Below are 21,823 nucleotides of genomic sequence, written 5' to 3'. Positions count from 1 at the left end.
GTAACCGTCAGTTCTGGATCGAAGGAACGGTATCCCAATATGTCTAAAACGACCGGGACACCTTGTCTGGATCGGTTGGTAACGATCGCACAGAGGTTTCCAAGGGGTTAGCAGCTCCTATCCCAAACTGACGTTAATTATGATGTAACTGCGATTTTCACTATGAAAATCTTGGGGATTGACTATGGGAATTCGGGCTGGAGTACCTACTTTACAAGTTGTACCTACTGGAGACTCGGGTGAGTCTTTACTCGTCGCGCATGACTCGGCGATCGTCTGGACTGGGGTGGCAGCAACGAGCGAGGATGTTATTCGCTCGTTGCTAGCGGGCGACACTTCAGCTTATCCCAGCGACCTGGTGCTGACCGGAGCGATGCCCATTACTCGCGAATTTTTCAGCTAAAATCTGCTCGTAAACAGCTTCGTAGCCTGCAACCATCTGCTCGATGCCAAATCGCTGAGCGACGTACTCCCGACAGGCAAGTCTAGAAATCTGCGGGATGTTGGCAACAGCCGCGATGCACTCATCGAGCGTATCGCAGATGAATCCGCTGACGCCATCGGCGACCACTTCAGGCACCGAGCCGAGATTCATCGCGATTACTGGCGTACCTGCTGCCATTGATTCGATCGTTACCAGCCCGAAAGGTTCGCGCCAGGTGATCGGAAATAGCGTCGCTACCGCTCTGCCCATCAACTCATTTTTCATAAAGTGATCGGCTTCACCCAAGAATTGGATGAACTCGCCATCGATATGCGGCTTAATGATGTCCTCAAAGTATTCCACATCGACCGGATCGACTTTCCCCGCCATTTTCAACGGTATGCCCGTCGCTTTGGCAATCTCGATCGCATGATGCGGCCCTTTTTCAACCGAAATCCTGCCGAGAAATGCTAGATACGCTGGCTCGTCAGCAACGGGGAAAAAATGATGGGTACTGACATCGATGCTGTTGTAAACAGTCGCGACATGATTTAGTCCCAGTCGTTCTTCCCGTTGAGCATTAGAAATACTGACAAATGGCTGCGCCTTGGCATGAACGAACATTTTTTCGTTGTCTGGAGTGAAAATTCCATGCAGTGTATGAACGGTCGGTGTTTTGGTCAATTTGCTGTAAGGCAATGCCGCACAGCCCATGTGTGAGTGGATCAAATCGAAATCCCCCGCTCGTTCGTACACCTGCGCTAACTGGAGCATTTCGTAAATGCCGCATTCTTTAATTTTTGAATCCAATCGCAATGCTTGGGGATGAACCGACTCCAGTTTAGCTGATGTAATCGAGTCTCCCGATGCGAACAAAGTCACATCATGCCCCCTGGCAACCAACTCATCTGTTAATAATCCAACTACCAATTCTATCCCACCATATGCTGGCGGGGGGACTCGTTCCCACAAAGGTGCAATTTGAGCAATTTTCATTATAGTTCTCCTGGAACATATGATGTCACTAGCGATCGGCTATACAAAATCTGCTCGGTTTAGCACGATTAAGTATTGCCGTTTTAGCAGTCAAAACGAGCTGTAGCTCGCTAGTAATTCACGAAAAATATCTTAAATAAGCTTGCGTTGATACTTTGAAAACGTTACCTGTCAACAGTCTTGACCTGCTTGACTGGAGTATTTAGTTTTACATTTGTTTGTAAACATTCCTATATTTTAAACACTTGATTTTGACTATTCCGATTATCTTAACAAAATCTTTATAATTCATTTGACGAAAAAAATCTCTCACTAATGTTGGGATCTATCGTTGAGATTTGCCAAGCAATGTAGCTTAAATGACAAATATTTGGTCTGGTTGATATTCATTGACAATGTTTGTACCACTCGATACTAGTGCCAATTTTACGGAGAGAATGTCTGATTTAATACCGCACGATCGCCCTACTGACGGTTTGCTAAAATAAGTAGACTAACCCTCTTCTATACCTAATCACAAACTTAACTCAACTAGTAACTACCATAAGGATGATGTTCGAGCCATTACCAATGAGCGGCTTTACCTCTTTGGGATAGCGACTCGTTCGTGTAACGTATGCAAAGCATAATCGCCATGCTCAAAAAATTCCCACAGCAATGCTTGACACTTACCCAGCTAGCTGTGCTATATTAAATAGTGTTATTGCAATGGGGTGTCGCCAAGTGGTAAGGCATCTGGTTTTGGTCCAGACATTCCGAGGTTCGAATCCTTGCACCCCAGTTAAATCCACCCTTATTGTCGAAACAGATTCGGAGTCTAATCTCTTTTAAGGATCTGAAGCTTGGTTACGTTAGTCAAAGGAAAACAAAGGTATGAATGCTGCGCGAATTCTCGCCCTTGATTTCGATGGGGTAATCTGCGATGGAATGGCAGAGTATTGGCAGACGGCATGGCGAACCTACACGCAGGTGTGGCAGTTAGACCGATTGGAGCCGTCGCCAGGTGTTGCCGAAAAGTTTCGAGAATTGCGTCCGCTTATCGAAGTCGGCTGGGAAATGCCCGTATTGATTCGGGCACTGAGTTTAGGCATTTCCACCGAGAGAATGCAGAGTTCTTGGCAGCGGATCCGCGATCGCATCTTGGCAGATAGTCGGCTCAGCGGTGTCAAAGTCAGTCAGCAGCTAGATTCGGTTCGCGATAGTTGGATTCAACAGGATTCCGCGAGTTGGCTGGGACTGCACCAGTTTTATCCAGGTGTGGTGGATATGCTCAAAGATCTTCCCAATCGCAAGATTCAGCCGATAATTATCACCACCAAGGAAAGTCGGTTTGTCACTCAATTGCTGCACGAACAGGGCGTCGAGCTAGCGAGTGAGTTTGTCTGGGGCAAAGAACTTAAACGTAGTAAAACAGACAGCCTCAAGCTGATCCTCGATCGCGGTGCCAAAAAATCGCCGACTGTCTGGTTTGTCGAAGATCGGCTGCCGACGCTGGCTAAAATTGCCACTCAGCCAGAACTCGAATCGGTCAAGCTATATTTGGCTGAATGGGGCTACAACACAGTTGCCGAGCGCGAAGCGACACTTCAACAGTCGCGGATTCAGACTCTAGCATTAGCAGATCTAGCCACACTCGGCGTCACTGTTAAGAAAGCAGCAGCTAGTAAAACCGAAGCTGTGGATTTAGTATCATAACCAAGATTAGTTGTTATAAAGTTAGCAGCTTAGGCTCCAAATAAGTATTTAATAGCACATAGCGAGTCGATCGCTCTGTGCTGTTATTTTTAGCTACATGTGAACATCGCTCCGTAGATTGAAATTACAGTATTTATAGCAACCGCCAAGGCAATTAGGACATTACTAAACTTTGGTATCATATCCCCGACTTCTCAGAGAAGTCGGGGATATGTCCTAGGCGTAGATCGAAATTACAGTATTTAGTTACTCTGGTATTCGAGATGCTCGTATTACTAAGACAAAAACTACAATTGAAAGCATTACTATATGTTACGAAGTGAGGATCGAAAATAGGTGTACCAACGACAATGACAGCAATTGTCGATCTAATTTTGAATTAACACAATGACTATCCCATTGACTAAACGTTGTATTGCTGAATTTATGGGCACCTTCTGGCTGGTGCTGGGTGGGTGTGGTAGTGCCGTATTTGCCGCCGCTTATACTGACATCAATACCCAGGGTGCATCCAACGCTGGGGCAGCAGCGACGGCGTCTTTAGGAATTGGTACTTTGGGAGTTTCTTTCGCCTTTGGCTTAACAGTATTAACGATGGCATATGCGATCGGACATATCTCTGGTTGCCATCTCAATCCGGCGGTATCTTTTGGACTGTGGGCGGGTAAGAGATTTCCCGCATCGGAATTATTACCGTATATTATCGCGCAAGTTGGTGGCGCGATCGTCGCAGCATTGATTATTTACCTGATTGCATCGGGTAAATTTAATGGTTATGTACTTTCAGGTAGTGGCCCACTGGCAACTAATGGTTTTGAAATTCATTCACCGCAGCGGTATTCCTTGTTGTCTTGTTTTATCACTGAAGTAGTGATGACATTCATGTTTTTAATGGTAATATTGGGGATTACAGATCGTCGCGCACCTCAAGGTTTTGCTCCAATTGCGATTGGATTGATGCTAGCGTTAATTCATCTCATTAGTATTCCCATCACAAATACATCTGTAAATCCAGCTAGAAGTACTGGCCCAGCTATAATTGTAGGCATATTTGGAAATACGGGCTTAATCGGACAATTGTGGCTATTTTGGGTGGCACCAATTTTAGGCGCGATCGCGGCTGGCTTGCTTTACCATGCGATCTTTGAAGAAGCGGATCTGCGCCAATCACCAACTCTAGATCGGTAAGTTAGCGGAAATCTCTAGATCGATTACCGATTGATGAATGTACGATCTGGCTCTCCAGCAGTTATCCCTTATAATTGCACCAAGCAGAGGGGAGTCAGAAGCCCAGGATCTGGCGGGGTGAGGGCGGGGGGTTTCGTCTGACTCTCAAGTGCTAGCGTCGAGTCACAATGGCGGAATCCTAGCGACAACCCTTTTTTTGAGGAGTTCGGGGCACTTGATGTAGGAGATGGTGCCATCGGGTTTGGCATGGTACTGAGTGGCAAACGTCATTACCGCCGTGGCTGTTGACTCCAATCGTTCGTCGTCTACAGGTAGATCGCCAAATAGGTAAATATATTTGCCAGGAGCATTGAAAGCGATCGCACAGGCTCGATCGCAAGCTCCCAGGCATTCATGGGGTTCGATCGACAGTCCCTCGATCGGTGCAGCTCGAACGAGTGTCTGTAATTGCTCTAATAAGCGTTCGCCACCACTCTTGCGAATCGCCTGCTTCATCCGATGGGCACTCTCACAACTCGTACAAACAGACAAAACATGTCGATTCATAACTCTATGCCGCAGGTGTGAGATCTTGAAGTTTGTTGAAGATTTCGATCGCGTACTGGTACTCGCGATCGTCTCCCTGCTCTAGGTATAAGTTGGCAGCATGTTGACAATCGGCGATCGCTCCGGCTAAGTCGCCCATCCGATGACGCGCGACACAGCGATAGCCATAGGTATCGGCATTGTCAGGATCGAACTGCAACGCTCGATTGAAACTGGAAATTGCCCCAGCCAGATCTCCAGCCCGAAACTGTTCTACCCCTTTATCAAAAAATGCTACTGCATTACCGCGTTCGAGTTTGGTTTGCATGAACTGTGCCCTCAAGACTATCCGCAATTCTCAATTAATTCAAGCTACACACTTTTCAAATCCTTTGACAAACTCTTCCCGATCGAGATTGCGTCCGATCGCGACTAGTTGCGTTAATTTTGGTTCGTCTTTTTGCCACAGCCTGTCTCGGCGCATGGATGTCAGCATTCGCACGCTTTGAAATAACACCCGTTCGGGAAAACCTTGGGCATAAAACAAGCCCTTGGTGCGATATAAATCCTCACCTTTTGATTGGGCTAAATCGTTCATCCACAACATGAATTTATTCAGATCGATCGGTCGATCGGAAGTTACAGCAAAAGAACCGATCGAGGCATCGTGTTCGTGCGCTAAGTCTTCGAGAAATGATGGATCTATTTCTAACTTTGCCTCTAACTCGAAGGCTTTGGTATCTAGAATCAGCGATAGATCGATCGAGCTATATTCGGTATGGTAAACTTTGGCGATCGGATTTAATTCGCGAAGTTGCTGCTGGATGCGGGCGATGTCTTCAGGAGTAACGAGATCGGTTTTATTGATTAAGATAATATCTGCAAAAGCTATCTGCTCTTGAGCCTCATGGCTATCCTTGAGATTTTGCTGCAAATTCCGCGCATCGACGACGGTAACAAAGGCATCAAGGCTAAATTTGGATTTTATCTCTTCGGCGACGATAAATGTCGAAGCCACTGGAGCCGGATCTGCAAGCCCCGTAGTTTCGATTAGTACCGCATCTAGATCCGATCGTTTAGTCAACTCTTCCAAAGTCCGCACCAAATCGCCGCGCACCGTACAGCATAAACAACCATTATTGAACTCGACAATCTGTTCGTCGTCATCTGCGATCGTAATTTGTCCATCGATACCAATCTCGCCAAATTCATTAACAATTACCGCAATTTTACGACCGTGTTGTTCGTGTAAAATATGATTAACTAAAGTTGTTTTTCCCGAACCTAAAAACCCAGTGATGATAGTAACTGGAATCTTTTGCTGTTGTTTATCAGTTGGATTTGTGTTTGTCGATCGAGTTACTTCCGTGACCATAATTATGACTCCTGTGATGACGATTACTCTGCTTAGTCGTTAACCGCCCTCAAATGAATTTGGGGCTAATAGCAAAAGTTCACTGAAGTGAACTAAGAAATTTTTCTTCTGTTGCATGAAACCACTCTGACTTCATAAAGGTGGTGCTTTTCTTACTAAAACTGGTGGAGAAAATCCCCTCCTCGGAGGGGTGCCCGAAGGGCGGGGTGGGTAGATCTCCGCTTCAACCAAATCGACGATCGATCCGCCTAAATCGCACTAACAGCAATGTAAAAATGTAGGGTGGGCACTGCCCACCACATAAATTACAGCCGATCGCCCGTTCTTGTCGCGAGTCCTACAGTGCGGTAACTGCTTGAGCAGAAGCCGGAATAGACACCACAGTGCCAGTCATCGGTGCGATCCCATTGGCGAGGATATCCCGACGGTTGACAGGTACGGGTGCATCGCCCCGCAGTTGGTCGTAGGGCACCACAATCCAACAGGCACAACCCCACAGACATTCACCCGCCATCCCTTCAAACCGAATCGCTGGCTCGGACATCATCACGCCCAGATCCATCAGCCAAGAGTGGTGGAGGAGTTTTTGCTCCCAAGTAAGCGTGTCGTAGAGATCGCGACTCTTGAAGAAGTCTACGAAGTCCACCTTGGCGACTCCTGGTAGCATAATGTCTGCAAAAGCCGTCAGATGGTCGAAGAATTCGCGGTGGGTGATATTTAGTGCGGAATCTTCGGAATCGAGGAGGAAGGTGGAAACGACTGATTTGAATTTGTCATCGAGCTTTTCATTCCACATTTCGCGCGGTGCGTGGATGATACACTCGGCATAGTCGGTCTTAAAGCCTGGTTTCAAGCCAGCGTAGTCTGGAATATGCTCGATCCACTCAGCGATGACGCTCCGCCATTTGCTCAATGGTTCGCCTGGTAAGACTTGCACCGCAGGGTGAGTGAATTTGGCGATGTCGTAGAGCGTCCAGTTACGGGCTTTGGTGCTAATCGCTTCGTGGGGTGCTGTCGTTTGTCCGACTAAGCGCAGGGCTTTGAAGATGGTGCGCCCGTAGTCATCTAAGGCAATCCGCATGAAGGCATCGGCAACGAATTTGTGAGTCACTTGCAGCCGCATCCGATCGCGTTCGCTGGGTACGCCAGTATCGGTATACTTGGACAGGCGTTGGTAGGAGTTCTCGGTGGCGAGGGCAAAGAAGCCGCCCGTGAAGGGATTGCGATATAAGTCGCCCCAAACTGTGGTGACACCTGCATTCTTATCGTCATCGAGCATACAGTCGATCTCGTTCATGGTGGCGAACAAGCTACCATCGCGGAAGGCTTCGGGGTCGCCGCTACAGGGCATTTCACCAACACCAATTACCGGAATGCGTCGTCCGAGCTTGACATTTGACAGGTGACGTGCTAAGTCTACGACGATGCCGCTACCCGTGCCGTCGCCGATGCCGAAACAGCACAGCACCATTGAAGGGAGTTTGGTGTTGTCGATGCTTTTGGCGAAATCATCAAGTTCTTTATTTAGCGGTCGATCGCCATCATAGTAGGCTTTGCCGTAGATCGCTTTGGAAATGGCGCGGGGGAAGTATTCACCAGCTTTGGGAATCTCGACGTTATCTGGCAACCACGGCTCGTAGTTGGGATTCCAGTAGTAGCGGGGATATTCGAGCTTGAGAAATTCCCGATAGCGGCGGAGGGATGTGAATAAATCGTCGCGGGTTGGCACTGCTAGAGATGCGAACCGGATTTGGGCGCGATCGGGTGGTATATTTCGCTCCTCTAACCGCTTGAGGAAGCCTTCAGCGTAGTCTTTGGCTTGGAACATGTCCTGTTCCCCGATATCGACTAGCAAGGCGGTGAAGCGGGCACGAGGGTCTTCGAGTTGGTCTTCGAGGTCGCCCTGGCGAAGCATGGCATCGAGCATATTTGCTCCGGTTTTGCCAATGCCGAGGAAGTGGATACAGTGAGGCGATTGAGAGCCGGAGGCACTGTGATACATGGATTTTGACATTGTTTTGCTTCCTTTTTTGTGTGTGGATTAAGAGCTAAATCTGGAGAATTGTTAGTGCTGAGAATTTACTCCAACTCTCTTGAGAAGAGAGAAGCAGTTTATACTCCCTCGATGCTTCGATTGGTAATAGGGGTGTTGTGATGCCAACTATTCACTATTCACGATCCACTAACCACTCATTTCAACAGGTGGGATAATAACCGCGATCTTCGGTGAGAAATCCCAGATCTTTGAGAATGTGCGCGGCGGAGGTGGCGCGTTCGTCGGCGACGTAGATTTTGTAGTCTTCGACAAATTGACCTGGCTGTCGATCGATTACGCCCTCTTCAATCAGTGCTACGCCTTTTTCAAGGTTGGCTCGACTCAGGCTGGCGACCCACAATGGTGATTTGATGTGGATCTTTTCTTCATCTACTCCAGTGATGTGGAGGATCTTATTTCCAGCAACGGTGGGCACATCGGCTCCGTTGCCATACCTTTGGCTGACGACAGCCCAATCTAGTGGCATATTTACCTCTTTATAAACAAAGCTCTGATTTATCTAAATTTCTTTCTCCCTCTCCCTCAAAAAGGTTTGGTAAAAAATCCCCTCCCTGGAGGGGTGCCCGTAGGGCGGGGTGGGTAGATCTCCGCCGCAGCTAAGGCTGTTGGGTTTCGCTTCTCTCTACCCAACCTACAGATACTTATCTAAGCTTTAACCACTTCTTCCAACTTCAACCTCATTTCCTCCAAGTCTTCCCCACGAATAGCACTGTAGGGAACGACCACCCAACAAGCGCAGCCCCATAGACATTCACCCGCCATCCCTTCAAACCGAATCGCTGGCTCAGAGAGCATCACGCCGAGTTCTAGCAACCAGGAATGCTGAAGCAATTTCTCCTCCCAGGTTTGCTGGTCGTATGCCAGTCGCGCTTCATAGAAGATATCGAGGGCAGTTTTGGTAGCACCGGGAATCACGAATTGCACATAAGGTTCGGTGCTAGCGGTTGGCGATCCTTCCATGAACGATCGAGCGATCTCTGGCTCCAGCATGGGGGCGAAAGCAGCGTTCATTTTCGTTGCCAAGTCATCGAGCTTGGCTCTGAGCTGGGCTGTCGGCGGTGTGGAGGCGCGAATCTCGAAGAAGTCGGGATTGAATGTTCCCGCTCTAATCCCCAATCGATCGGGCACATTTTCGTTATCCGACTCTAGAGTCGTGAAGCCAAATATATGCGCCCAACGTGCCCCATATTGGCTCCGAGCAGCCATGTGCTGGCTCGGCGGTGCCCCGACCCAATTGAGCAATCGGAGCGTTTCGTAAAGATCTAGCCCCCGATCGCGAGTCAAGAATGCCGCCAACTCCCGATCGACCTGCTGATTGGTGGCACTCAGATTGCCTGTTTCCTGCCAGACCGATTTTTGCGGCACCATCAGGAACCCAGCGGTGAAGGGATTGCGATAAAGATCGCCCCAAACCTGAACCACGCCCTGATTCTTCTCTTGGTCGAGCATACAATCTAGCTCGTTAATCGTCGGGAAGATGCTGCCACCTTTGTGTTCGGCTCGATCGCCTTCACATGGAGCAATCCCTACGCCCAATACCAACGCTCGTCGCCCAAATTTGACATTGGTGAGATGTCGCGCCAAATCCATCACCATGCCGCTACCCGTACCGCCACCCAAACCGAAGACGATGCAAACGATCGATTGACAGGTGGTCGCATCGACACTGTTGACAAATAGCTCTAACTCTCGATCGAGCGGTCTGTCGCCTTCATAGTAAGCTTTACCATAAATCGCTTTGGCGATCGCGCGGGGAAAATGTTCGCCAGCCTGGGGGATGGTAATAGCATCTGGCAACCACGGCTCATAGTTGGGATTCCAATAATAACGGGGATACTCTAGCTTGAGATATTCCCGATACCGTCTGAGCGACCCAAACAGCTCGTCGCGGCTGGGCACCGCTAGCGCGAGTGTGCGTACCTGCGCCTTATCGCTCGGTAAGCTGTCTGCCACCGCCCGAACGCTCTCTAAGTCTCGATCGCCGATATCTACCGCTAGAGCCGTAAATCGCTGGCGATCGTCACTCAAAAAGTCGGTTGGAGCCTGCTCGATCGTTTGGGCGATAAATTCAGCTCCCGCCTTGCCAATGCCAATAATATGCACAGAGGAAGGCATCGGATCTCGATCTTTGACGCGATGGACTCCACCCCGCTTCAGGGCTTCCAATCGCTTCTTAATGCGCTGCATTTCCTGTGGATCGACCATGATAAATCCTCTCTCAAATTATCAATTTGTCAGAGTCGTCATTAGCTACCCAAAAATCTCTTCCGATCGAAGCTGTCTAAAAATCCCCTCCTTGGAGGCTACCGTATATACATAAGTCTGTTTGACTTCGTTTCTAGATCTAAATCCCCCAACCCCCTTAGAAAGGGGGCTTTGAAAGTCCCCCTTTCCAAGGGGGATTTAGGGGGATTTCTAGGGTTTTCGCTTCTAACTAAAGACGTGTATAGACGGTAGACTCGGAGGGGTGCCCGTAGGGCGGGGTGGGTCAGATCTCCGCATCAACTCAGATCGCCTAGCGATAAGAGTCTGGAGTTAAGCTGTGACCGACACTTTTTCAGTTTCGGGTGCCACCACCACTGGCAGCGTAGCAACCTTCTGATTGGGAATCCCCTCGATCGGACATTCAACCGTGCCAGGAGTCGATCGCGTCATTGCCTCGACTTTCTCCTTGACCTTATTGGGATCGGCGACCCAATCGCGGTAAAATTCAAACGGACATTCCGCCATCCCATCGGCACCATCACCAGAGTTGAGCGTCCCGGTGTAGCCGCGATGCAAGAGCTTGTACAGGTGGTTCTGTGATTGAGCGTTTTTGCGGAAATCGCGGATCGCAAATTTCGAGAGCGCGGCGTATTGAATGCCGTTCTCTTCCTCACCGCATTCGCCGAGCGTCCGCCCGTCAAACCCGACGATCGCCGAGTGCCCGAAGTAGCTATATACACCGTCGAACCCGGCGGCATTAGCCACCGCGACATAGGTATTATTCATCCACGCCATCGCCTTCGAGACTAAGATTTGTTGCTCTTTGGCAGGATACATATAGCCCTGACACCGCACGACGAGTTCTGCACCCCGCATCACGCAGTCTCGCCAGATTTCGGGATAGTTACCGTCATCGCAGATAATCAGGCTGATTTTCAAACCCTTCGGCCCATCGGAGACATAGGTACACTTGCCGGGATACCAACCTTCGATCGGTGTCCACGGCATAATTTTTTGATATTTCTGAACGATTTCACCCCGATCGTTCATCAAAATCAGCGTATTGTAAGGTACTTTGTGAGGATGAGCTTCATGTTTTTCACCTGTAAGTGAAAACACCCCCCAAACTTTGTTCCGAATGCAAGCTTCGGCAAAGATTGCCGTCTCCTCACCAGGCACAGTTGCGGCTGTCTCCATCATTTCTTTGGAATCATACATGATGCCGTGAGTAGAATATTCCGGGAATACCACCAGATCCATTCCTGGCAAACCAATTTTCATGCCATCAATCATTGAGGCAATCTTTTCACAGTTTTCAATTACTTCTGCTTTGGTGTGCAGCCGGGGCATCTTGTAATTGACAACTGCAACTCCGACTGAGTCGGCACTCGAAGATATATCGCCATGATAAGACATGCTAATTTCTCCACTGATTAAGTTTATTTTATTCGATATCTGGCGGCTGAAGTGGTCTATAGAACTAACCGATCGTTCTAGATGACCGCAAATTATCGACGATCCTAATTCTTGCTAATTGCTAACTAGTTTTGTTATTTTTTCAAGACTAAGCTTAGTAATACTCGTACTGCGTTGCTTGGGGTCGAGCGAGGTTCTCAAGCTCATTTATTTAGACTAAGACATTAGAAAAATCAAAATTGTATCACCAGTTACCCGATTCTTATTATCTTGAGTATTTTGTTATTAGCTCCAGTATTTATATTTTTTGAAAATAATAAGCCTAGCCTTAAATCACCAGAACCACTCAGATCGCGACGTCGATCGGGGAAGCTTCACCAGTATTTTTCGCTGTCTTGACGCGCTTAACTTGGCAGGATACACCTTCTTCAAAGCGCTTGTCGGTGCCGACGGTTTAGCCAGACGAGACAAGACAGGAAGCCTCCCGGCTGCGAGCCGCTGACTGAAAGCCATCGCTAGGGAACCTCCGCGTGATTTCAGTCGCTGCAAGGTTGCGATCGGTTTGGCAGGATACACCTCTGTGACGAGCGCATCCGCTGTCTTGAAAAGGTGCTTGACTTGGGGAAACCCCAAGAACGCACTTTTCGCAAACCGTAGGGTCACAAGTGGTTGACGATCGAGAGGTTTTAAATAATGCTAGGCTGCTAAGAAATTCAACACTAATCGATTGAAGTTATCGCGGTATTCTAGGTATGGGTGATGTCCACAATTAGGAAAGATCGCTAATTGATGGTTTGGCAAACCTGCGGCGGCAACATAAGCATGTTTGACGGGTATAATCCGATCGTTTTCGCCCCAGATAATTAATGTCTTTTGGGTAATTTGTGCTAAACTGTCGAGAATCGGTTGATAAACTTCCGATCGCACACCAGCTAACGTAAAATTACTTTTTCCCAGTCGTAAAATTACTGAATTTCGACCGGGGATGGCAAAGATTGGATAGCGAAATTCGATCCATTCTGGGGGTAATTGCCGACTATTGTAGAAATTAGATCTCAACATGGCGGGAATCATCCACCGCCCCGGACGCAACAAACTAACGATCGCAGGTAACGTAATCAAGCGAATCCCCAGACTAATTTCTTTGCCCAAGCCCATACTATCGACTAATACTAACCGCTCGACTCGATCGGGATACAATCGTGTAAACTCTAGAGAGACACCACCACCCATTGAGTTACCGATGAGAGTAGCAGTATCGATGCCTAGTGCTGTCATGAAACCCGCTAAAAATTCGGCTTGCTCCGTCAGTGAATAAGTGCCATCTGGAAAGTCAGACTTGCCCGAACCAACCATATCAAACGCGTAAACTTGGTGGTGTTGAGCTAATTCGGCGATATTGTACAGCCAAAACTCGATCGAGCCATTGCCACCGTGGAGCAAGATCAGCTTACTACCACTGCTCCCCATCTGCCAATAACGCGTATTGATGCCATTTACCGCGACATAGCGGTCTGGTGGCAGTATAACTGAAGGATGAGCCGACATAGATGATACCAATTTGTTGAATTAGGGCGACAGATGTGGTGAAGTTAGGTAAAAGGTAAAAGGTAAAGTCCCCCCATCTCCCAGTCCCCCAGTCCCCCACACCTAATTCCCATAGGGACGGGGAAACGGTTTCAATAATTTCTGAGCTTGATAGACGCTAAATATTTCGACTATTTCACCACCGCGACGGATTGGAATTTCGCCTAATTTAGTAAGAGTCTTGAAATAGCTAGGATACCGTTTATTGGCATCCAAATCGACATCAAAGGTTTTACTACCTAGATAAATAGCATTTTTTCCCAGCCACTGTTTTGGTGACGACCAAAATGCAAAACCGCGAAGATCGGCATCAAAGCAAGTTAGTGGTTTATGAAAGACTGGCTCGATCGCCATCGCAATTTGTCCGCCACTATAGTAGCGATTAGTGAAGACAAAATCTGCTTTTTTTAAGGCGATATTTAATTTAGGATTGTCGATAAATCCTTGCCGGAGTTGTCGAACGTCAAAAAGTTGAGTTGAAGGATCGCTCTTAATGGGCATCAAGCCATAAATTGTCGCACCGGGAGTTTGAAATGTGCCAAAAGCCACATGAGATAAAGCGATCGATAGTAATAGCAAAATTACAGCAACTGAGCAAAAGAACCAGCGATAGGGTATTCGCGCATTAGCATAACGCCGACTAATCACCACCCTTTCGGCAAGCAAAATTGTCGCCGTCCAGTATCCAGGCATCTTCCACCCAGGTAGAATTTGTTGATAGCCAGACATCAGCGTAAATCCTAAAATTAACGGTAATGACAGCCATAAAATCAAGCCCCTTTTGTCTAAATCCCACTCATTACCAAAGCTCCGATCGCTAGAAAATCTTCGCCAGTCAAAGTTTCTAATTTGTTGAATCGTCATTCGAGTTATCGCCCACAATAAGGGAAATCCAAAAGTAGGAAATAGATATAGCATCTCGACGAAGAGGGCGATAACTAACCGTTCGAGCTGATAACCGCCACTTGGAACGGCACGTTGGGACTGAAACTGAAACGAGATCCAATTATGACTGATATTCCAAATTAAAAGTGGTGAAATTGTCAATAAAAAAATCGGTATCCCCATCCAGAACCACTTCGAGCTAAACGCGCGACGGTAACTCTCATGACATAAACAAAAGCCCACTAAACCCAATCCTAATATAAACCCATGATATTTACCCATACAAGCCAAACCGACAGTCAGACAGATTAATGTCAGCCGGAAGCTGGGTTGATAAACCCGACAATCAAAAAATTCTTGAGTTGCCAACCATAACGAAAGTGCCCAGAAAAATAATAGCGGCGCATCCGGAGTATTGAGGATGCCAAAGGCAATCTGAAAAATGGGAATTGCTGAAGCGATCGCGAGGGTATTAATCGCAATTTGGAGCGTATATAATCGCAGCGCGGCTAGGTATAGAAAAATTAACGAACCCGTATAGAGCAGTAATGTTCCGATCCGAATCGTAAACTGCGATACTTGTCCTCCCGTCAACCAAATTCCGAAACCCGTCGTCAGGGCAACTAGCGGCGGGTGATCGAAATAACTCCAGTCGGGATGCAGAGTGTAGAGATAGTAATACGCTTCATCAAATCCAGGATGAAACAAAATTGAAATAACTAATCTCACTAAGAAGCCAGCCAGGAGAATAATGATGGCGGCTCGATGATAGTAAGCCGGAACACCGTCATAAAGTCGGATCGTCATGAATACCTAGCATAATTGACAAGTTAAGAGTCGATCGTAGCGGCAGTGTTGGCACTTGGCATAGACAAAGTACCGAAAATCTCATCATACCTAGAGTGCATAGATGAAAATCTTACCGTGTTTGGGCAGGTTTTGCTGGGCAGGATTGGGGAGCGAAAAGATCGACACCCATAAAAAAAGTGAGCTTCGCCCAAATCGATCGACTATTGCTGGGTACTCTAACTAATATTAATGGTCGATCTCGATCGCGGAATCTAAATTCTCATGCTCAATCGTGCGACTAAATGGCTGGAAACTAATTGGGCAACTCCCGCCTTTGGTGGCGGGTTGTTGGCAATCCTGACAATTTGCTTTTTTGGGGCGGCAACTAATACGATGGCTGGCTGGCTGTACGTCATCAGTGGCGTAGGAGTGGCATTGCTCGGCGTGGGTGCCGTTTTGCCCGCTCGATCGATTCGCGCTCTGAGTGTCAGTCGCGAACCAATTTTACCAGTTACCGCTGGTGCCGAGCTAGAGATCGCACTGAATATTAGCAACCCCACCAGCCGAGTCCAAACCTTATTTCAAGTCCGCGATCTCAATCCCTGGAATCGATCGCATCCGCCCCAAACCACCGTAGCGCAAGTTTTACCCCAAACCGAACATCGCTGGGTCTACCGCCAGCCTACAGAGCAGCGCGGGGTGTATCAGTGGTCGCCAGTCGCCCTCCGCAGTGGGGCACCAATTGGCTTATTTTGGTCGGAGCGATCGCGTCAGGTACCCGCGATTGCCTATGTCTATCCCCAAGCGCTCGACTTAGATAAATGTCCCCTCATCGACGGTGCAGGGAGTCAAGAACGCCAAACCGAGCGTGCCAATCGCCAGCTCGATGCCGCTACCGAGGGGATTACCAGATCGCTGCGTCCGTATCGGTACGGCGATCCGATGCGATCGATCCACTGGCGGACTAGCGCCCGTCACGACGAATTTCAAGTGCGCGAATTGGAAATCGATCGCGGCGGACGAGAAGTGGTCATCGTCCTCGATAGTGGTGCTGATTGGGATGCCGCCGACTTCGAGCAAGCGGTAATTGCGGCTTGTACCCTGTATTTTTATGCCCACCAGCGGCTCGATGTCCGACTGTGGACGGCAGGAACGGGACTAATTTCTGGCGAGCGTCAGGTACTCGAAACCCTCGCCGCCGTCCAGAGAGCCGAACCACTCTCCGCCGAACTACCCACCATTCCGAGCATTTACCTCACCAGCCAACCCCAGCAACTCACGACGCTATTGCCTGGAAGTCGCTGGATCTTATGGACTGACGAGCGATTTAGCTATCCATCCGGCTTGTCCGGAATCGCGATCGATCGCGATCGCTCCTTACAACAACAGCTCGGTACCAGCGATGCCAGCCAGTCAGCCGCACCCTACACTACCCCCGTACCGCTGAAAATTCAAACCCACGACTTGAATTAACACCACGCAGTGGTTTGCTTAGTGCAACACATGCTCCTCCACTCTTCGCGCGTTGGCTCCGCTGCTCTTCCGGAGAATCGATCCGCAATTATCAATTCTCAATTCTCAATTCTCAATTAATTCACCACCCACTGCTTTAAATCATGCGCCAACCTTCAGGGAGTAAAATTCAACTTACCAGTACAGCCGATCGATTGCAATTGACGATTCCGGCTCGATTCCGACCCGATCGCATTGCCAATCATCAACTCGGATTAGCTGGTGGTGTAGATTTGCTCGTTTTGGGGCTGAGCGTTTTGACAATTTACATGCTCATTCAAATGAATAGTCCAACTGTAGAGATAGGCCCCAAGTTTGGTATGGGAGTGGCTCTGATGTTTGTACTACCAGGGACATTGTTCTTACTGAAAACTGGATTACACTTATCATTCGATCTTGCAGATAAATTTTTATCCCGAACATCGATCTCGATCGATCGTCAACAACTAACTTTATCGCAACATCTATATAGTCTCGATCGCGGTCGTCCCAAGCACCTCAAAACCCGCGAAATCAGTCAAATTATCGTCGATAAATATCAGCATGTCGATCTAAAAACCCCCAAAGTCAGTCTGATGCTGGAATTACGCCAGATCGATCCCGTCAGAATCCTCAGCACCGGACAAGATCTCACCGAGCGCGAGATTAAATGGCTGGCAATTGAATTGAGCGACTGGCTGGGAGTCAATCTAATAAGTGACTCGATGGATTTAGGAGATAATTAATGTCAGTTCGGGTTAGAGATCTGTGCTGCGTTCGTGTCCCGCCGCCGATTGAAATCGTGGCTCATGTTGCAGAGTCCGCGTAGGCGGACTTTGTATTGCTAGCCCCGATTTTAATCGGCGGCGGTGCGGGAACGAAGCCAGAAGCCATTGCATTACAGATCCGATCCCATCACGTTAGGTAGGCATCCCAATCAAAGATCGATCGCCTGCAACTACCTTCCCAATTTGATAAGCGGCGATTTGTTGCGACTTAAAAAACGCGATCGAGTCATTCGCCGCTGAAGCTGGCACGATTACCACATAGCCAATCCCCATGTTAAAAGTATTAAACATATCCACAGGTGCTACATTCCCCGCTTCCGCCAGCCATTGAAACGCGGGGGGAATCTGCCAACTGTGGAGATCGATCTCGATCGAACGATCGGCACTCAGACAGCGTGGTAAATTTTCCGGTAAGCCCCCGCCTGTAATATGTGCCATTCCATGTATTGGTAATTGCTGCTCGATCGCCGCTAAAATCGGCTTCACATAGATTTGAGTGGGGGTGAGGTACACCTGACCGAGATTTTTGCCTTCCAGGCGACTGGGCGTATCCTCCCAGCGATAGCCGCCAGCGCTGATGATTTTCCGCACCAGACTATAGCCATTACTATGAATACCACTGCTAGCTAACCCGATCGCCACGTCGCCGACTTGGATTTGCGTACCATCTATCAGCTTGCTTTTTTCCGCAATTCCCACGGCAAAACCCGCCAGATCGTACTCACCCGCTTGATAAAATCCCGGCATCTCCGCAGTTTCACCACCTAAGAGCGCACAACCAGCTTGCCGACAGCCGTCAGCAATCCCGACGACTACCTGAGTTAGTTGGGTCGAGTTGAGTTTACCAGTGGCTAAATAGTCGAGAAAATATAGCGGCTCAGCGCCACAGGTGAGAATATCATTCACGCACATTGCCACCAGATCGATGCCGATGCTCCCATGATCGTCTAATTCTTGAGCGATTTTGAGCTTAGTACAGACTCCATCCGTACCCGATACCAGCACTGGCTGACGATACCCGGCTGGCAATTCAAACCAGCCACTAAAGCCACCAAAACCGCCTAAAACGCCCGGACGATGGGTACCCAAAACGAGACTTTTGATGTTTTCAACAAACGCTCTTCCCGCCACAACATCGACACCTGCTTGTTGATAATCCATAGCTCACTCGTACACGATCGGCACAGGCATTTTACCGCGATCGCTCTGCACACCGCAAACCTTCTGGATGCGGCGATCGGTCTGGATTCAGTTGATTAGATCTCCAGATTTGGGCTTTTTTTTGTGAATTCGTTCGAGATCGATCGCGATTTCACAAATTTTTAATAAAAAATCGTCGATCTCAATAGCCCGTCAACCCGATCGTTTCCGAAAAAACATTTGAATAATGTATATGAAAAAATGTAACATATCATTTTTCCTGATTGAAAAATCGTGGGGATCGCACGACTCAAAGCTGGTTTGGGTGGGGATCGCTTGGGGTTTTTGGAGTGAATCGACATATTTTTTGTGCATACAAAAGTCACTTTGTCAATGACTTTGAGCAGTGAAATTGAAAAAAACTTCGTGTTATGGTAGACCCATCGTTCCTCACACCGAGGTGAATACGGAACAAGGTATGAGTTATTAGCTGGTAAATTAGCTCCAAACACAGCGGGCGAACCAATCTAAATCTCAAAGAAAAATTACGTTTCACAATAGGCAATATGAATTACCAAACTTTGACTGGATTAACTGCTCTCGTAGCAACACTGACTGTATCCACAGCAGCATCAGCTACACCATCAGTCAATTCCATTCAACTCAATGCTTCAGTTACATCCACAAAACTCATCGCCCAATCTATGGGTCAAGCTTCCTTTTACGGCAACCAACCAGGCGAAGGCGGCCCATTAACTGCTAATGGTGAGAGATATAATCCCGGTGGCATGACCGCCGCTCACAAAACGCTCCCCTTCGGTACGAGAGTCCGCGTAACTAGTCCTCGTACTGGTCGATCGGTTGTCGTTCGCATCAACGATCGCGGCCCTTTTGTTGGCAATCGAGTCATTGACCTTTCCGTTGGTGCCGCTCGGGCGATCGGTCTGACCAGCTCTGGTGTAGGTACCGTGCGGATGGACATCCTCGGTGGTGGTGAAGGTCGTCGTCAAGGTCGTCGTAATCGCTAAGGAGTTTAGCGAAGTCTCAGAGGATGTTTGAAAAGTCTAGTGCGTCAAGACAAGGCAGGGGAATTTAGATCTACGAGCGGAGCCAATAGGACTTTCCAAGCACCTTCTCAGTTACTCGCAGTTGACTCACTGGTGAACTACGCAATCGGTGTCGAGATCGAGCCTGACTCGAACGCATTGCTGTAGAGCGTGAAAGCGTAATTGAAATGAGCGCCACTCGCCACGACATCAATTTTAATTTTGTTGTTATGGCAAGTGAGTGCAACTCTAGGGGTAAACTAATGTTGTAGTAAGTGGTTAGATTTGGTAGTTGCCCTCAAGCAAAATTTACCAACGGCAACAGCCAGGTAAAGTCAGTTCGATCGCGTTGCCCAGCAAACATCTAACCACAGCACTTCTAGTTGGAGTAGTGTAGATCGATTCATCCTCCACTGTCGTCTGGGTAGACACAGCTTGGGGAGCAGCGATGTTCGGCTTCAGTTGCCAACTATTCCTACTCGACTCAATATTGTTTTTCCCCCGAAGAATTATGAATCAACAGCGTTGGAATTGTCTGACTGCATTATTCCTCAGTACGTTCATAGCACCGATTTCTCATGTTCGAGCTGAAGTAACATCTCCAGCCATAAATAGTCGAAATGATTTGCTGCCAACGTCCTCAGCTACAGTTTTGCCTGTAGCCCCAATCGCCAGCCAAGTTACTCCCATCCTACCAGTCATCCAACTGGTACCTCAAGTCAGCAGCCTGCCGATCGTCTTACCAGTCGCGAGGAATTACCAGCCAACTGCCACCAAAAAACTTAAAATCGCCAAGTTAGGCACTTTTCTCTCCACCAAGCCAGCCTACTTACCATCCCTAGTCGTTCCTGTTGCCAGCACTAGCGCAAGTTTTAGCCCCAATCGTAGAGCAACTGCCCCGATTGCCACATTTCCCAATCAGCTCGAATCAGGATCGATTTTTCCCGATCGCACTTTACCACCTGGTACCGTAGGAGCAGTGGCACCACTACCACAGCTAGCACCCGCAACTCCAACCGCGAAAATTACCGCTCAAGCTGCAAGCGCACCAATCTATGTATCGCGCAGCGACAATGCCAAATTAACCAAGGCGCTCATCCCACCGACAATTATCAACTCAGCGACAGCGCAAGCGGAGATGACCGTCACTCCCTTCGGTGAAAATTCAGGTGCATCATCCGATCGTACTCTCAAAACAGCTACAGCAAATATTCCCGCGATCGCGACTCCCACTCCAGAACGCACCCAGCCAACCTTAGTACCCAAAGTCGCACCACTAGTTAAATACCCTCAAGATCGAGCGGAAATTCCGATCTTTGAATCAGGTTCGCCAGTATTTATCTCTGAAGAAGATCGACCAACCCAAATCGTCGCCACAGCCATCGCTCAAGTTGGGGATGATATCGTTGCGCCCGAACCGAGTATTGCCATTCCCGTCGAACGTCCAAAACAGGCAACTATTCCGACTCAGGCACCAGCTACAACTCCCGCAATTTCTAAAATTGAGCCAGCGGCTACTACCCCCGTACTAGACAAAATTGTCTCGACCCAAACCGGACAAGCTTCCTGGTATGGTGCCGAAAGTGGCAACCGCACTGCCAGCGGCGAGCGATTTAATCCAAATGCTATGACTGCGGCGCATCGTACCTTACCTTTTGGCACAATGGTCAGAGTGACTAATCTCAAAACAGGCAAAGCCGTCGTCGTCAGAATTAACGATCGCGGCCCTTTCCGCAGTCGCCGAATTGTCGATCTTTCAGCGGGTGCAGCAGAAATCATCGGTCTCAAAAGTCATGGTGTCGGCGATGTCCGCATGGATATTTTAGATCCTCAAGGCTAGTTCTCCAGGCTCTCCAGCAGTTATGGTGATAAGTAAGACTTATTAAAGGGGGAAAGCGGATGCGCGCACGCCTTTGTTCCCCGACGGTTTAGCGAAAAGTGCGTTCTTGGGGTTTCCCCAAGTAAAGCACCTTTTCAAGACAGCGACCCAAATCACGCGGAGGTTCCCGACCCATGTGTTTGGGTCAGCGATTCGCGATACGTAGGGTTTCCCGTTCGCGCAGCGTCTCCGAAGGAGAGGGTTTAGCGAATCAAGACAAGACAGCGGCTCGCAGCCGGGAGGTTCCCTCTCTTGTCTTGACGCGCTTAACTTGGAGGGAACCTCCAAAGCGCGCGTCGAGTTCAGCACACAAACGGGAGGGAACCTCCCAGCGTGGC

At 48.5% G+C, this 21,823-nt stretch carries 16 protein-coding genes, 1 tRNA gene and 1 pseudogene; 7 read left to right on the top strand and 11 right to left on the bottom strand.

Going from position 1 to position 21,823, the window contains the following annotated elements:
• Positions 1 to 337: 337 nt before the first annotated feature.
• Positions 338 to 1,420, bottom strand: a complete 1,083-nt coding sequence (locus RMO52_RS22680; protein ID WP_309739101.1) for a glycosyltransferase family 4 protein — start codon at positions 1,418 to 1,420, stop codon at positions 338 to 340.
• 709 nt (positions 1,421 to 2,129) lie between these two features.
• Between RMO52_RS22680 and RMO52_RS22675 the strand changes: the two genes are divergently transcribed.
• From RMO52_RS22675 to aqpZ, 3 genes are all read left to right on the top strand, one after another.
• Positions 2,130 to 2,201, top strand: a tRNA-Gln gene (locus tag RMO52_RS22675).
• Positions 2,202 to 2,293: 92 nt separating this feature from the next.
• Positions 2,294 to 3,115 carry an HAD family hydrolase gene (locus RMO52_RS22670; RefSeq protein WP_310418869.1) on the top strand — a complete coding sequence of 274 codons (822 nt, stop codon included), beginning with the start codon at positions 2,294 to 2,296 and terminating at the stop codon, positions 3,113 to 3,115.
• 393 nt (positions 3,116 to 3,508) lie between these two features.
• Positions 3,509 to 4,303, top strand: coding sequence for an aquaporin Z (gene aqpZ / locus RMO52_RS22665; protein WP_396135087.1), 795 nt, complete (start codon positions 3,509 to 3,511; stop codon positions 4,301 to 4,303).
• Positions 4,304 to 4,465: 162 nt separating this feature from the next.
• Here the strand turns inward: aqpZ and RMO52_RS22660 are convergent, their stop codons facing one another.
• The 9 genes from RMO52_RS22660 to RMO52_RS22620 form a co-directional block, all read right to left on the bottom strand.
• Positions 4,466 to 4,849 carry a DUF1636 domain-containing protein gene (locus RMO52_RS22660; RefSeq protein WP_310418864.1) on the bottom strand — a complete coding sequence of 128 codons (384 nt, stop codon included), beginning with the start codon at positions 4,847 to 4,849 and terminating at the stop codon, positions 4,466 to 4,468.
• Between the two features lie 4 nt (positions 4,850 to 4,853).
• Positions 4,854 to 5,156, bottom strand: a complete 303-nt coding sequence (locus RMO52_RS22655) for a tetratricopeptide repeat protein (RefSeq protein WP_310418861.1) — start codon at positions 5,154 to 5,156, stop codon at positions 4,854 to 4,856.
• A gap of 39 nt (positions 5,157 to 5,195) precedes the next feature.
• The gene (locus RMO52_RS22650; protein ID WP_310418858.1) at positions 5,196 to 6,203 is read right to left on the bottom strand and encodes a GTP-binding protein; all 1,008 of its coding nucleotides are present in this window, start codon (positions 6,201 to 6,203) and stop codon (positions 5,196 to 5,198) included.
• 337 nt (positions 6,204 to 6,540) lie between these two features.
• Complete coding sequence (locus tag RMO52_RS22645) at positions 6,541 to 8,217, bottom strand: hypothetical protein (protein WP_310418855.1); 1,677 nt, start codon at positions 8,215 to 8,217, stop codon at positions 6,541 to 6,543.
• A 181-nt stretch (positions 8,218 to 8,398) separates the two neighbouring features.
• Positions 8,399 to 8,725 carry a hypothetical protein gene (locus RMO52_RS22640; protein WP_310418852.1) on the bottom strand — a complete coding sequence of 109 codons (327 nt, stop codon included), beginning with the start codon at positions 8,723 to 8,725 and terminating at the stop codon, positions 8,399 to 8,401.
• 179 nt (positions 8,726 to 8,904) lie between these two features.
• On the bottom strand, positions 8,905 to 10,464 hold the full coding sequence (locus RMO52_RS22635) for a tubulin-like doman-containing protein (RefSeq protein WP_310418849.1): 1,560 nt from the start codon (positions 10,462 to 10,464) through the stop codon (positions 8,905 to 8,907).
• 330 nt (positions 10,465 to 10,794) lie between these two features.
• Entirely contained in the window at positions 10,795 to 11,880 is a 1,086-nt protein-coding gene (locus RMO52_RS22630; protein WP_310418846.1) for an aliphatic amidase, read from the bottom strand.
• A gap of 696 nt (positions 11,881 to 12,576) precedes the next feature.
• Entirely contained in the window at positions 12,577 to 13,428 is an 852-nt protein-coding gene (locus tag RMO52_RS22625; RefSeq protein WP_310418843.1) for an alpha/beta fold hydrolase, read from the bottom strand.
• Between the two features lie 102 nt (positions 13,429 to 13,530).
• Positions 13,531 to 15,159 carry a glycosyltransferase family 39 protein gene (locus tag RMO52_RS22620; protein WP_310418840.1) on the bottom strand — a complete coding sequence of 543 codons (1,629 nt, stop codon included), beginning with the start codon at positions 15,157 to 15,159 and terminating at the stop codon, positions 13,531 to 13,533.
• 264 nt (positions 15,160 to 15,423) lie between these two features.
• Here RMO52_RS22620 and RMO52_RS22615 point away from each other — a divergent pair, with 264 nt between their 5' ends.
• On the top strand, positions 15,424 to 16,614 hold the full coding sequence (locus RMO52_RS22615) for a DUF58 domain-containing protein (protein ID WP_310418837.1): 1,191 nt from the start codon (positions 15,424 to 15,426) through the stop codon (positions 16,612 to 16,614).
• Positions 16,615 to 16,757: 143 nt separating this feature from the next.
• Positions 16,758 to 17,378 carry a hypothetical protein gene (locus tag RMO52_RS22610; protein WP_310418834.1) on the top strand — a complete coding sequence of 207 codons (621 nt, stop codon included), beginning with the start codon at positions 16,758 to 16,760 and terminating at the stop codon, positions 17,376 to 17,378.
• A gap of 174 nt (positions 17,379 to 17,552) precedes the next feature.
• Here RMO52_RS22610 and purM read toward each other — a convergent pair whose 3' ends face one another.
• Complete coding sequence (gene purM, locus RMO52_RS22605; RefSeq protein ID WP_310418832.1) at positions 17,553 to 18,581, bottom strand: phosphoribosylformylglycinamidine cyclo-ligase; 1,029 nt, start codon at positions 18,579 to 18,581, stop codon at positions 17,553 to 17,555.
• Between the two features lie 686 nt (positions 18,582 to 19,267).
• On the opposite strand from purM, the pseudogene RMO52_RS22600 reads away from it, so the two are divergent.
• Together RMO52_RS22600 and RMO52_RS22595 are read left to right on the top strand one after the other, a co-directional pair.
• Positions 19,268 to 19,588, top strand: a pseudogene (locus RMO52_RS22600) (septal ring lytic transglycosylase RlpA family protein); the annotation flags it as partial.
• A 529-nt stretch (positions 19,589 to 20,117) separates the two neighbouring features.
• Complete coding sequence (locus RMO52_RS22595) at positions 20,118 to 21,446, top strand: septal ring lytic transglycosylase RlpA family protein (RefSeq protein WP_310418829.1); 1,329 nt, start codon at positions 20,118 to 20,120, stop codon at positions 21,444 to 21,446.
• Positions 21,447 to 21,823 lie beyond the last annotated feature (377 nt).

Source organism: Chamaesiphon sp. OTE_8_metabat_110, assembly GCF_031382685.1.
Classification (GTDB): Bacteria; Cyanobacteriota; Cyanobacteriia; order Cyanobacteriales; family Chamaesiphonaceae; genus Chamaesiphon.
Note: the sequence above shows the minus strand (reverse complement) of the source record. Positions and strands in the feature narration are given on the sequence as shown.

What these genes read in the sequence shown, in the direction of transcription:
- RMO52_RS22645 (WP_310418855.1), bottom strand. Translation starts at nt 8,217, where the DNA reads ATGTCAAAATCCATGTATCACAGTGCCTCCGGCTCTCAATCGCCTCAC.
- RMO52_RS22670 (WP_310418869.1), top strand. Translation starts at nt 2,294, where the DNA reads ATGAATGCTGCGCGAATTCTCGCCCTTGATTTCGATGGGGTAATCTGC.
- RMO52_RS22650 (WP_310418858.1), bottom strand. Translation starts at nt 6,203, where the DNA reads ATGGTCACGGAAGTAACTCGATCGACAAACACAAATCCAACTGATAAA.
- RMO52_RS22660 (WP_310418864.1), bottom strand. Translation starts at nt 4,849, where the DNA reads ATGAATCGACATGTTTTGTCTGTTTGTACGAGTTGTGAGAGTGCCCAT.
- RMO52_RS22620 (WP_310418840.1), bottom strand. Translation starts at nt 15,159, where the DNA reads ATGACGATCCGACTTTATGACGGTGTTCCGGCTTACTATCATCGAGCC.
- RMO52_RS22610 (WP_310418834.1), top strand. Translation starts at nt 16,758, where the DNA reads ATGCGCCAACCTTCAGGGAGTAAAATTCAACTTACCAGTACAGCCGAT.
- RMO52_RS22680 (WP_309739101.1), bottom strand. Translation starts at nt 1,420, where the DNA reads ATGAAAATTGCTCAAATTGCACCTTTGTGGGAACGAGTCCCCCCGCCA.
- RMO52_RS22640 (WP_310418852.1), bottom strand. Translation starts at nt 8,725, where the DNA reads ATGCCACTAGATTGGGCTGTCGTCAGCCAAAGGTATGGCAACGGAGCC.
- RMO52_RS22635 (WP_310418849.1), bottom strand. Translation starts at nt 10,464, where the DNA reads ATGGTCGATCCACAGGAAATGCAGCGCATTAAGAAGCGATTGGAAGCC.
- RMO52_RS22655 (WP_310418861.1), bottom strand. Translation starts at nt 5,156, where the DNA reads ATGCAAACCAAACTCGAACGCGGTAATGCAGTAGCATTTTTTGATAAA.
- RMO52_RS22630 (WP_310418846.1), bottom strand. Translation starts at nt 11,880, where the DNA reads ATGTCTTATCATGGCGATATATCTTCGAGTGCCGACTCAGTCGGAGTT.
- purM (WP_310418832.1), bottom strand. Translation starts at nt 18,581, where the DNA reads ATGGATTATCAACAAGCAGGTGTCGATGTTGTGGCGGGAAGAGCGTTT.
- RMO52_RS22615 (WP_310418837.1), top strand. Translation starts at nt 15,424, where the DNA reads ATGCTCAATCGTGCGACTAAATGGCTGGAAACTAATTGGGCAACTCCC.
- RMO52_RS22595 (WP_310418829.1), top strand. Translation starts at nt 20,118, where the DNA reads ATGAATCAACAGCGTTGGAATTGTCTGACTGCATTATTCCTCAGTACG.
- RMO52_RS22625 (WP_310418843.1), bottom strand. Translation starts at nt 13,428, where the DNA reads ATGTCGGCTCATCCTTCAGTTATACTGCCACCAGACCGCTATGTCGCG.